This window comes from Mangrovimonas sp. TPBH4 (assembly GCF_001280505.1).
GTDB lineage: Bacteria > Bacteroidota > Bacteroidia > Flavobacteriales > Flavobacteriaceae > Mangrovimonas_A.
On the sequence record NZ_LBIO01000058.1, the window covers coordinates 148,725 to 161,105 of the forward strand.

The 12,381-nt window shown below is 37.3% G+C and carries 11 protein-coding genes; 3 read left to right on the forward strand and 8 right to left on the reverse strand.

What is annotated here, in order from left to right; genetic code table 11:
- The first annotated feature begins 40 nt into the window (after nucleotides 1-40).
- Both ZA05_RS14990 and ZA05_RS14995 read left to right on the forward strand, forming a co-directional pair.
- Nucleotides 41-802, forward strand: a complete 762-nt coding sequence (locus ZA05_RS14990) for an MBL fold metallo-hydrolase (RefSeq protein ID WP_053992493.1) — start codon at nucleotides 41-43, stop codon at nucleotides 800-802.
- A 3-nt stretch (nucleotides 803-805) separates the two neighbouring features.
- Nucleotides 806-1,315 (forward strand): hydrolase, encoded by a 510-nt coding sequence (locus ZA05_RS14995; protein WP_231632501.1) that lies wholly within the window; start codon nucleotides 806-808, stop codon nucleotides 1,313-1,315.
- Here the strand turns inward: ZA05_RS14995 and ZA05_RS15000 are convergent.
- From ZA05_RS15000 to ZA05_RS15020, 5 genes are all read right to left on the reverse strand, one after another.
- A complete protein-coding gene (locus tag ZA05_RS15000) occupies nucleotides 1,312-1,962 on the reverse strand; it encodes an alpha/beta hydrolase (RefSeq protein WP_053992495.1) in 651 nt (216 codons plus the stop codon). The two genes, ZA05_RS14995 and ZA05_RS15000, sit on opposite strands and share 4 nt — an antisense overlap.
- A gap of 6 nt (nucleotides 1,963-1,968) precedes the next feature.
- Nucleotides 1,969-2,295: a DUF4870 domain-containing protein gene (locus ZA05_RS15005; RefSeq protein ID WP_053992496.1), complete on the reverse strand. Its 327-nt coding sequence runs from the start codon at nucleotides 2,293-2,295 to the stop codon at nucleotides 1,969-1,971.
- Nucleotides 2,295-3,548 carry a dihydroorotase family protein gene (locus tag ZA05_RS15010; protein WP_053992497.1) on the reverse strand — a complete coding sequence of 418 codons (1,254 nt, stop codon included), beginning with the start codon at nucleotides 3,546-3,548 and terminating at the stop codon, nucleotides 2,295-2,297. The genes ZA05_RS15005 and ZA05_RS15010 overlap by 1 nt, the downstream gene beginning before the upstream one ends.
- Nucleotides 3,545-5,470: a BatA and WFA domain-containing protein gene (locus ZA05_RS15015; RefSeq protein ID WP_053992498.1), complete on the reverse strand. Its 1,926-nt coding sequence runs from the start codon at nucleotides 5,468-5,470 to the stop codon at nucleotides 3,545-3,547. Before ZA05_RS15015 ends, ZA05_RS15010 begins: the two co-directional genes overlap by 4 nt.
- Nucleotides 5,471-5,544: 74 nt before the next feature.
- Nucleotides 5,545-6,555, reverse strand: a complete 1,011-nt coding sequence (locus ZA05_RS15020; RefSeq protein WP_053992499.1) for a glycosyltransferase family 2 protein — start codon at nucleotides 6,553-6,555, stop codon at nucleotides 5,545-5,547.
- Between the two features lie 96 nt (nucleotides 6,556-6,651).
- Between ZA05_RS15020 and ZA05_RS15025 the strand changes: the two genes are divergently transcribed.
- The gene (locus tag ZA05_RS15025; protein WP_053992500.1) at nucleotides 6,652-8,547 is read left to right on the forward strand and encodes a peptidase M61; all 1,896 of its coding nucleotides are present in this window, start codon (nucleotides 6,652-6,654) and stop codon (nucleotides 8,545-8,547) included.
- Between the two features lie 74 nt (nucleotides 8,548-8,621).
- On the opposite strand, the gene ZA05_RS15030 is transcribed toward ZA05_RS15025, so the two are convergent.
- The 3 genes from ZA05_RS15030 to ZA05_RS15040 form a co-directional block, all read right to left on the reverse strand.
- Nucleotides 8,622-9,761 (reverse strand): T9SS type A sorting domain-containing protein, encoded by a 1,140-nt coding sequence (locus tag ZA05_RS15030; protein WP_053992501.1) that lies wholly within the window; start codon nucleotides 9,759-9,761, stop codon nucleotides 8,622-8,624.
- Between the two features lie 212 nt (nucleotides 9,762-9,973).
- Entirely contained in the window at nucleotides 9,974-11,455 is a 1,482-nt protein-coding gene (locus ZA05_RS15035; protein ID WP_053992502.1) for a S10 family peptidase, read from the reverse strand.
- 43 nt (nucleotides 11,456-11,498) lie between these two features.
- Nucleotides 11,499-12,272: a TIGR02757 family protein gene (locus ZA05_RS15040; RefSeq protein ID WP_053992503.1), complete on the reverse strand. Its 774-nt coding sequence runs from the start codon at nucleotides 12,270-12,272 to the stop codon at nucleotides 11,499-11,501.
- Nucleotides 12,273-12,381 lie beyond the last annotated feature (109 nt).

Below are 12,381 nucleotides of genomic sequence, written 5' to 3' on the forward strand. Positions count from 1 at the left end.
ACAAAAAAATAACATTATTTTTGTTCCAAACTCAGATGATTTGAAAGTTACGTTTTTAGGCACAGGAACATCCCAGGGAATCCCCATTATTGGTAATACACATCCCGTGTGCCTGAGTAAAAATCCGAAAGACAAAAGGTTGCGTGTTTCAGTTTTGGTGGAGTGGAATGACCACGCGTATGTGGTAGATTGCGGCCCTGATTTTAGACAGCAAATGCTTAGGACAGATTGCACAAAATTGGATGGTATTTTGTTTACTCATGAACATGCCGACCATACCGCTGGACTTGACGATATCAGACCTTTCAACTTCAGGCAAGGCGATATGCCCATTTATGCACATGAACGTGTTATTGAAGGTCTGGAGAAACGCTTTGATTATATTTTTGAAACCGAAAATAAATATCCTGGGGCGCCTGGTGTAATATCTAATGTAATTAGCAGTGAACCTTTTAAATTAGGAGGTTTGGAAATAATTCCTGTGAATTTAATGCACCACGAACTGCAGGTTTTTGGATACCGATTTGGCGATTTCGCCTATTTAACGGATATGAAAACCATTGTAGATGAAGAGGTGGAAAAACTGAAGCATTTAAAAGTTTTGGTGGTGAATGCCCTGCGTATTGAGCCGCATATGTCCCACCTTAATTTAGAAGAAGCCTTGAATTTTATAGAGCGTGTAAAGCCAGAGAAAGCCTATCTTACGCACATCAGTCATCTTTTGGGATTTCACGACGACGTACAACAAAAATTGCCAAGCAACGTTTTCTTGGCGTATGATAACCTACAAATTTCAATTTAAACTATGAAGAGCAGAATTTTTATGTACCTGTTTATTTTTTCGGTATTGTTGATTGTTTTCCAATATGCGAATTCTAAAAACATTTTGGATTCCTATGAAAAGGATATCAAACAGCTAAAGGAAAAATTGGAAAAGGACAAAGTAGAAATTGAAGCTTTGCATGATGAGAATCTAGAGTTGATGTACTTTGATATTGAAACTGACGAGGATGCCCTTTCTTATTTTGAAAACAAAGGTTACGATGTAGAGGAATTGATTCCTTTTATTAAGGATGAAATTTATAAGTTGAATGTCTACGAAGGTGATGACCATCCGTTGGTGCCTTATGCATCTATGACTGATGGAAAAATGATGATCAATAAAATTAAATTATTGAACCATAAATGGATCATTGCCGATTTTAGTGATGGAAAATACTGGGGACAGATTTTCTTGACCTATGAAATTTCCGAATCTGAAGAGTTGAAATTTAAAGTGGTGGAGTACTTTATGTATCCACCACCGTCATATTAAATTCGGTCCGATAACCATTTTCTGAATTCGTAAAAGTTCTGTGGGGCAACGCCATGCCCTACAGGAAATTCAGAATAGACGTGTTTTATGTTGCGGGTACTTAGGAATTTAGGAATTCTGCGAGCCCATTCTACAGGAATTACTTGGTCCACACTTCCATGAGAGGCATAAATGTCTAAATTGCTAAAATCCTTACTGTCTAGATTTTCCGGTAAAATTTCTTCATTGATATAACCACTCAAGGCAATTACATTTTTTAATTTTTCAGGATAGGTCATTGCTACAGCATAGCTCAAAATACTTCCTTGGCTAAACCCTAAAAGTGTAACGTTGTGTTTGTTGACGGGGTAAGTATCACAGGCTTGATCGATAAAGGTTGCAATTAAATCTCGAGACTGTGCGGCTTGTTCATTGTCATTCCACTTGTTCATTTCTGCATCAAAATTAATGGCGTACCAAGCATTTCCGTAAGGTTGCATAGGGTAGGGCGCTCTTACAGAGATGATAAACAGTTCTTCCGGTAATTCCGAAGCAAACGAATATAAGTCGTTTTCATCGCTCCCATACCCGTGAAACATGATCAGTAATGGGGCATTTTCTTTTAAGGATGAAGGTCTGGTAATGTGGTATAAAGCTAAATTTGTCATTCGGGATTAGTTGATGTTGCGAAACCAGTCTTGAAAATATTCTCCAACGAGAGGAATTGGCTTGTCGGAACCTTTGATAGCATTGAATAAACCAAACGCCCAGGATACAAAGGTGATGGTCCAAAGTACCGTACCTAACCAACTATTGATATACTTTTCCGTAACATTTGAAACTAATAGCATTAAAATCAATCCCAGCATTTGGCGAATATGAAAGCTGGTAAACGGGTTTTTCTTTTCCAGGTTCATAATAACTGCTATTATCAGCCCAACAAATGTCATATAGCTTACAATGGCAAGGCCCTTTCCTTCTTTAATCGTTTGTTCTGTCATTATTCTATAACCAATTGATTGTTTGCGAAAATTCCGTAGGCTTTCCCTTTAAGTTTATGATCTACGAAGCAGCTGTTTTTGGAAGTAGACAAGATGTCTTCAGCAGAGAATACAAAAGTATCATTCGGGTTGAACAAGGTAATACAAGCCGTTTCCCCAATATTTATTGGGTGGTTTTCAATGCCAAAACGTGTTTTTCCATTGGTAAGCAATTCTATAGCCTTTTTAGTGGATAGGGTTGCATTTAAGGCTCCAAAAGCACTTTCTAAACCAGTTGTTCCGTATTGAGCGTGATCAAACTCTACTTTTTTATGTTCAATATCCAGTGGATTGTGGTCACTGGTAACCATATCAATGGTACCATCTTTTAAACCTTCAATTAGGGCATCGATGTCTTCTTGAGTTCTTAATGGAGGCAATACTTTGAAATTAGTGTCAAAACCTACCAAGTTTTTATCTGTAAACACCAGGTTGTGTATGGCCACACTACAAGTGACGTTTAAATTCTTTGCTTTTGCCTTTCTGATAAGGTCAACAGATTTAGCAGTTGAAATTGTAGGAATGTGAAGTTTTCCTTCGGTGTATTCCAAAATGAAAAGATCACGAGCTATTTGCAATTCTTCTGCCAGTGCAGGATTTCCCTTTAATCCAAGGGAAGTACTGGTAATATGCTCATTCATGACTCCTAGACCTGTAATTTTTGATTCCTGAGGAAATGACAATACCAACCCTCCAAAGTTTCCTGCGTACTGCAGTGCAATCTTCACTAGGTTAGGATTAGAAATTGGCTTTTGGTAATCATAGAAAGCCACGGCACCTGCATTTTGCATGTCGTATAATTCAGCCAAATCCACACCGTCACTGTTTCTGGTCAAAGCTCCAACTGGGTGAAGGTTTACGGCATTTCCAAATGCTTTTGCCTTTAGGAAAGAGATATCCGTATTACAGTCAATTACAGGATGGGTGTTAGAATTTACTGCCACATCCGTAAAGCCAGAAAGGGCAGCGGTTTTTAATCCGTTTACAATCGTTTCACGTTCTTCATATCCCGGCTCTCCAAAACTTACACTACTATCAAACCAGCCTTGGGAAACATGGAGGTTTTCCAAGTTTAATTCTTTGTGGTTTTTAGTGTTTTCTATGGTTTCTGAGATTTGGGAAATTTTCCCGTCTTCAATTAAGATATCAACAGTTTGATTGTGAAAATCGCTTTTGGAATCAACTATTGTTGCAGATTTTATAAGTAAGGTCATTTTAGGAATTTTAAGATAAGCATTTCAATGATTAAAAAAGCTATTGCAAAAATAACAAACCATTTCCATAGCTCATTAACATTGGAGGCACTTTTTATCTCGTTAATCATGGAGGAAACACTATTGCTGCTTGAAATTCCATCAACTGATGAAAGGTTATGGTAAGCCAATTGGCTTTCGCTTCTGTCGTAGTTGAAACTTAACTTTTTGAGAGACTTATCTTTATTCATAACCGTGATGATTCCTGCGGTTTCAGGAAACTCATTGGTTTTCAATTCTACCTTATTTGTGTAGGTTTGTTGGAGCGGAATCACAGACTGCTCTTCACTTTTAAGGGAAAGGATATCGTCCTGTTGCAGTTGTGTGTTAATGTCAATGGTGTTTTCCTGTCCTAAGGTATAATACAATTGCGGCAATTTTAAGCTTTGCTTTCCAATATTATAGATTACGGGAACAATAAGTGGTGAATTTTTAAAATTGGAATTATCGTCGTTCAATGCGGCCGAAAATACAAACACATGATGATATTGTGATAGAAATGAAGTGCCATCTTCAAATTTCAAAATAGCCGAAGAATTCGGGGATTGTAATGTGAAGTAGGAATTGGTTTTTGGGTATTGAAAATTGGTCACTCTTTTGTCAAATACATTGGTGAAAAGAGGGTGGTCAAAATTGATATTGGTAATGTTCTTTTCGCTTTCAATGAAGTTGTTAAACGAACTTGTGTTTAGATTTGTAAGTAGTTGATTTAATTCATTTAAGTTTGTCTCTATTGAAGGGATAATTAAAATAAAACCACCGTTGTCATTATAAGCTTTTAAAGCTGTGCTTAATGAAGTTGGGATGTCTTTCAATTCATTAATGATGATTAAATTTTGGTCTTCAATCATGTTGTAATCCAGAGATTTGAACTGGGCAGAAGTATACACAAATTCATCCTCGGTAAAAATCTTTCTTAGAAATGTATCGTCTTCCTCATTTATAGACAAGACTTTAATTTCATCCTGCTGGTTTAGGTTGAAATAAAGGGTGTTGTCATAAAGCAGGTTGGGATCATCAATTAGCAGTTTTCCATCTACCTCCTGGTTAATAGGGAGTGTGAAAACTGCGGTATTCCCTTCTTCAAAGTCAACAGAATTTTTAGCAGTCAAATTATCATTACTAAATAATGAAACTGATTGATTTGAAATATTTTGATTGTAATTATTTAAAGTAATGGTTAACTCTAAATTTTCAACATCCTTTTTAGAAATGTAGGCACTGTCAATACTTACGTTTCGGGTATTGACAGGTTCCAATTGCACCGTGTTTACATGAAAAGTACTATCTGCCTTAAAGTTGAAAGGAGTCCCTTTTTCCTGAAAATCTGATATCATTACCAAATTTTTGGTAGCGCTAGGGTCGTTTGAAAAAGCTTTTCTTCCTTTTAAAATAGCAGCTTCGTAAGTGAGTTGATTGGAAGATGTTTTCAAACGAATCAATTCATTTCTTAGTGCTTTTATCGTTGTATTTGGATGATAGGAATCGTTGGTGAAAAAGGTAATCGGGTCATTTTCTGGAACCGTTTCCAAAAGATCCTGAACAGCGGTATTCAATAAGGTTCCGTTTTTTCCTTTGGCCTCCATGCTAAAGGAATTGTCTAAATAAATAACAGTTTCTGTACTACTATTAAAGCTGTTGGATTTTGTAATATAAGGCTGGGCAAATGCAATGATAATGGCTGCAAGCAACAATAATCTTGTAATTAAGGTAAGCCATTTTTTGATTTGAGAACTTTTACGGGTCTGTAGCGTTACATTCTTTAAAAACTGCACATTGGTAAAAGGCACTTTTTCAAAGCGTCTTAATTGAAACAAATGGACAATTATTGGAATGATAAGTAGGAAAAGCGCGTAAAGAAGTTCCGGGTATTTAAACTGCATTCGTGTGGATTAAATGTACAAGTATTCAAATATAGAAAATGATAGACGATAATACTCTTTGGCTTTCAAGAATTTTAACAAAAGAAATAGTAATCAATCATAGGTTGCATTCCCAAAGATTGTAAGTGATGCTTGATTGTAGCTTGCTCATCCGGATTAGCAACGGTTATGATGCACTGCGGTTGTTTTAAGTTTTGTAATTGCCTGAAACTATACAATTCTTGGTCGTAAATATGCTTTCCAATTTTCTTTTCATTGTTGCACAGCCAAGTAAAGGCAATGCCTTCAGTTATTAATTTCTTAGCAACCATTTTTCCTTTGTTTCCAGCGCCCCAAAGGGCTAAAGGTCTGCTATTATCAAAATCCAATTTTAGGAAATAACGGAGTTTTAAAGGAATGAAATGGTTTTTGGAATAGTGTGCATCGGTTCGGGAAGCCCTATTTGGGTAATCCCGCCATTCATGCAGTGCTTTTTTACTTGGGATGCAGTTCAATTGTGCTTCGTAAAATCTAAATGTCAGGTCGTAATCTTCAGGATAACGATTCGGCTCAAAGGCTTTACAAGAGACCAAATCAGCTCTGAATACCATCCAGCAAGGGGAGGGGATGACGCATTCTTTATAGATTTCTTTAAAATTATCACCTTTCAAAGTGAGCTTATTGAGCCAAGTTTCATAGCGCTGAAATCCATCACCCAAGGATCCTGAATCTGAAAAGTACTGTACCAGTCCCAATGCAATATGTCCTTTTCCGTGGTCTTTAAGATCAAGGAGCATGGATTGCAATTTGTCTGGATTCATGATATCGTCACTGTCCATTCGGGTAATAAATGTCCCCTTACTTTCTTTAAATGCTAGGCGAAGTGCCGAAATAATTCCAGTGCCATTGTTTTTGAAAAGTTTAATCCGCGGGTCTTTTTCAGCAAAAGACTTGACGATATCGTAACTGCTATCGGTGGAGTGGTCATCTACAATTAGGAGCTCCCAAAACGTATGTGTTTGGCTTTGAATGGACTTGATGCAGGCCGGTAAAAAATCGGCTGTATTTTTGAACGGTGTTAACACACTTACGAGGTCTTGTTTCATGATACTAAGGTACATACAAAAATATTTTAACAAAACCTTTACTCGAAAAACGCATCCGATTGCGTAAATTTGCCCCTCGTTTAAAAAAATGAGTATATGAAGAAAGTGATAGCCCTAATAGGGTTTGGAATGATGATGTTATCCTGTGGTTCCTCCCCAAGAACTTCTAATGAATTAGCAATTTCAAGCCCAATTGAATCCTCCATGGACTTAACCGCTGTTGTGAATGATATGGTACCCGTAACCATTAATCCGGGACGTTTTATCCAAGATACCATAACGTATAGATTGCCTCGCGTTGTACAAGGAACTTACGATATCAGTGATTTTGGTGCCTTTGTAGATGATTTTAAAGCATTGGATTATGAAGGGAAGGCACTTCCGGTAGAAAAAGTTGACAAAAATACCTGGGTAATTACCAATGCTACCCAATTGGATAAATTGACGTATTTGGTTAACGATACTTTTGATGTTGAAAGCAATCCCAACTATCCAAATTTGTTTTCTCCAGGAGGTACCAATATAGAACCAAACAACTTTGTGTTGAACCTTCATGGGTTTATCGGATATTTTGACAGTCTTAAAAACAGCCAGTATACTTTAGATGTTGTGTCTCCTACTAATTTCGAAAGAACTTCTGCCTTGCAAAAAGTTGCAGAAAGTGCTAGTTCCGATGGAGAAAAAATAACCACGAGCTATTTTGCACCTCGTTATTTTGATATCACAGACAACCCAATGATGTATGGGAAATTGGATGTTGAGGAGTTTATGGTTGGAGATATCAAGATTGTTTTGAGTGTGTATTCGCCAAATAAAAAGCACACCGCCGAAAGCTTAAAGGAAACCATGTATCAGATGATGGAAGCTCAGAAAAACTATTTGGGGTCTATCAATAGCACGCAGAGATATGATATCTACTTATTTTTGTCTGATGGTAGTGCCAAAGCACCTAAAGGTTTTGGAGCCTTGGAGCATCATACATCTACAGTAGTTGTGTTAAGGGAATGGGATACTAAGGAATCGCTTGCCCAATCAATGGTGGATGTGGTATCTCACGAGTTCTTTCATATTGTTACACCGTTAACGGTGCATTCAGAGGATATTCATTATTTCGATTATAACAACCCAACATTCTCAAAGCATTTATGGATGTATGAAGGGGTGACGGAGTATTTTGCGCAACATTTCCAAGTATACGAAGGTTTGGTAACGTCAAAAGAGTTTTTCGATACAATGGATGGAAAGATTAAGCATGCCAGCTTTTTCAACGATACTATAAGCTTTACGGAAATGAGTGAGAACATTACCGAAGAACCTTATGCCTACAATTATGTGAACGTTTATCAAAAAGGCGCTTTAATTGGGATGTGTCTGGATATCTTGATGAGAGAGGAAAGTGATGGAACACGTAGCATGTTGACCTTAATCAAAGAATTGTCTGCAAAATACGGGAAGGACAAACCTTTTGATGATGATAGCATTATAGACGAAATCTCAAAAATGACTTATCCTTCGGTTGCTGCCTTTTTGCAAAATCATGTAGTTGGAAGTGAGCCTATCGATTATGACGCGTTTTTTGAAAAAGTAGGACTACACTACGAAGACACAAAAGTAGCGACTAATTACGTACAGTCTGCCAATGGTTTGGTCTTGGATAGAAATAAAGAGACTGAAGAAATGTTCTTTACAGACAATGTAGAAGACAATTCTTTCTGGAATGAGCAAGGTGTTCAACCCGGGGATCAATTGGTGGGTATAAACGGCTTTAAATTATCAGACATGAACATCAAGTTTGTGGTAAGCCAAATATTTGCCTGGGAAACCGGTAAAAAAGTAGATGTGCAATTGGATAGAAATGGAGAGACCGTTGAAATTAAAACAACTTTGACTCCTGCATTTACTACCAATAGAACTTTGGTAGAGAACCCAAATGCAACGAAAAAGCAAATTGAGTTAAGAAATGCATGGTTAAACCAAAGTGAGAATATGTAAATGATGAAATAGTTCAATAATAAAAAAGGGGAAGTTGTTTGACTTCCCCTTTTCTATTTACAAAGCTTTGTTGCTTATTCAATAATTAGTTTTTTTGTTGACACATTATTCCCTTCCACAACTTTTAAAACGTATACACCAGACGTTAGGTGATCTACATTGATAAACTCATTGTTTTTGGCAGTTGCACTTAGCACTAATTTACCAAGAACATTGTAAAGTTTGATTTCTTTCAATTCATTACTAGAAGATGAAATTGAAAATTTATTGTTTTTCACAGGGTTTGGATATACCTTGAAATCTTCAATTTGGTTGGTTTCACTTGATAATACAGGAGATCCTGATCCAATGATCAAAGTGGCATCGTCACCCCAAATGTTATAGCCGTCTACCAGGGCAACCAATTCAATTTCATAAGTAGAATCATTGCTTACGGGAACAGTATAGGTGTAATCCCCTGCATTTGTGTTTAAAGCATAACTTTCATCGTTAATGTAAATAAAAATCTCATCGGCACTTCCCGTTACCGTATAATTGATATCTACAGAAGTGGTTTCATTTGGATAGTTTGTTTCTTCCTCAGGAGAAGTTATTTCAATCGAAGGTAGGTCTTCGATATCCGAAACAACAGCAATGAACTCAATCGCAATATCTTCATCTACTTCAGTTAAACCTTCAAAAAGCACTCTTATGTCCAAAGTTGTATTTCCTGAAATTTCAACTGTTTCCATAAATTCCTCAACATCATCAGTTAAAATAGTTCCCTCACCAACAAGATGAGGAGCGGTATTTGTTCCAGTTCCTGAAAAGACGAATAGATCCATCCAAGATCCGCCATCAAGTCGGTATTGAAAAGAAACTGTATCCTCAGCATCCCAATCTTCAAGACCATCTTCGGCATCGTCCTCAGCAACACCTATGGCAATTGTAAAGTTGGTTTCTCCAGTGACATCAAAGCCTGAATATGTAAGGTTTTCGGTAGATGAAAGTTGGCGGGCTCCAAAAAAATTATGGTCTTCTATATCAACCACTGCATCAACTTCGGTTTCATTGGTAACACCAAAATACTGGGTTGTGTTAGTGATCTCTTCTGGAGTAGAAGTGGTGTAAGCAGGGGTTTCACCTGTTACAAAGTCATCAATTACATGTATGGTTTGGCCAAACCCTAATGTTGAAGCTAAAAGTAAGGTTAATAATAGGTAGTTTTTTTTCATGATAATTTGTTTAATATGTTAAAAGCGGCAAACATATTAAAAAAATATTTTTGTAGAAAATTACTTATTACAATATGAAAAATATTACAAAAATATAACATGGTTTTTTTTCTTGGATTTGCTCTAAGAGCCATGCTTTATGCCAAAAAAAGCGGGACCTATAATAAGTCCCGCTTCGATAAAATTCATATAAACTCTTGTAGAGTTCAACCTTAATATTTCGCGGCCTTTCCATTGGATAGGGAAGACTTAATAAAGGTTCTAAGGTCTTCATTGGCTGATTTCAAATCCTCTTGTCTCAAATACATCATATGGCCGCTTCTGTAGCCTTTAAAGCTAAAACGGTCTTTCATTTTACCACTTGGATCAATTTGCCACATGGTGTACTTGGCATTGAAATATGTGGTTGCTCCATCATAATATCCAGATTGGAAAAATACCTTTAGATAAGGGTTTTGGGCCATTGCCATTCTTAAGCCTTCACGAGTGTTGTCGTTTTGACGATCCCAAGGATGTACGTTGGCCAACATGTGGTAAGGCACATCAGTTTCGAATTTCAATTCATTTTTAATGTACATGTTGATTGGAGGTGTAAAGGAATGCAACCAAGAATCCAATTCAGGGTTATAGCTTGGGCTATCTGCGGCATCGTCATAATCAATCCCTAAATAGCGGGAATCTAACCTTCCAATAATCATACCTTTGTCTCTCAATAATTCTTTCCAAAAAAAGCTGGAAGGTACTCTTAAGTTGTTTTTTAGGATAATGTCTTGGCTTAATCCAGAGTAGTTGGCCAATTGTTGGGCAATGGCTGTTTTTTCTTCGGTTGATACAAAACCTCCTCTTGAAATGGCAGGCAAATAGGAGTTTATGGCAAAACTTTCAGCTTCAGGAAGGATGTCTTCCAGATCTTTGCTTTGTAAATGCGAAGGCAGCATTTTATGGTACCATGCTGTTGCCGTGTAATATGGTACATGAACGGCATCCGATATTGGGTTTCCTGAGGTCAATACTTTATAGTCTGCAGGGGATACCATAATCACACCGTTTAAATACATGTTTTGGGCGTTCTGTAATTCATAAGACAATCCCATAACGCGTGTCCCACCATAACTTTCACCAACAATGTATTTAGGTGATTGCCAACGGTTGTGCCTGGTCACAAAAGTATTCATCCAGGACGCCAAATACTTGATATCGGCATTAATTCCGAAGAACAGTTTGTTATCCGGTAGTTTTCCATCCTTGTTGGCAATACTTCTTGAGTAGCCTGTGTTTACAGGGTCTACAAAGACAATGTCGGCCACGTCAATGATAGAATAAGGGTTGTCCTTAACGCCGTAGGGTTGCAAAGGGTAGCCTTCGTCGTCAATATTCAACATTTTTGGTCCCGTATAGGCAATATGCATCCAAACTGAAGCCGAACCAGGTCCTCCATTAAACGAAAAAATAATTGGCCGATTATTGTCCTTAACATTTTTTCGCTTGTAATAGGTGAAAGATAGCGCGGCAACAAGTTCTCCCTTGTCATCCCAAACAGGTTGCATTCCAAAGGTGGCGTCGTAATCAATTTTTTGGCCTTTAACCTCAATAGAATGTGCTGTTGTGATTAAGGTATCCGTAGGAATGGTTCTGTTTTGGGAAATACCACTCATTACGGAGAGCAAGAATAGTGTTAGTAATTTGAGTTTCATTATGTAATGTTTAATAAATAAGGTTAAAGATAGGTCTTCTCATTTAAAATTTTTCAAAAACGCCCAATCCAAATAATGCATAGTCGTATTTTACGGGGTCTGAAGGATCCATGGAACGCAATGCGGTATCCAACTCAGCTAAAGCTTTGGCGTCATTCTGTTTTCTGTTCAATAGGCCCAGTTTCCTTGCTACATTGCCTGAATGCACGTCCAAAGGGCAGGAGAGTTGTGCTGGAGATAAGGATTTCCAGATGCCAAAATCCACACCGGCATTGTCATTTCGCACCATCCATCGTAGAAACATGTTGATGCGTTTGGCTGCCGATTTTTTGTGAGGATCGCTAATGTGCTTCTTAGTTCGTGGCAGGTGCTCTATTTCAAAAAAGGTGTTTTTAAATTCATGGATGGCATTTTGCATGCTAGTTGGAGAAGCATGTTTGTGGAATAAGTTTTCCAATCCTTCGTGCCTTTTATAAATATGTTGTAAAGCCTTGATAAAGGTAATAAGGTCTATGCCATTGAACGTTCTATGGACAAAAGCGTTTAGTGGCTCCAAATCCTGTTCTTGATGGTTCATAACAAAGTCGTAAGGTGCATTTTCTAGGAGTTCCGTGATTTTATTAGCATTGTTAATGATGCTTTTTCTGTTGCCCCAGGCAATGGTAGCGGTTAAAAAGCCTGCAATTTCAATATCTTCTTTTTTTGAAAACCTGTGAGGAATTTGAATAGGGTCGGTTTCAATGAATTTTGGATTGTTGTATTGTAATGTCTTTTCATTGAGAAACTCTGTAAGTTCTTCAGATGTAAGCTGCTGCATTTTATTTGTTTGTTTTGAACTTTTTTCTGGATTGAATCATCATATTGCAGTTGCAATATTAATACATTTGCAAGTGTTTTGATAGCGAATTAAAAAAACTATCTTTATA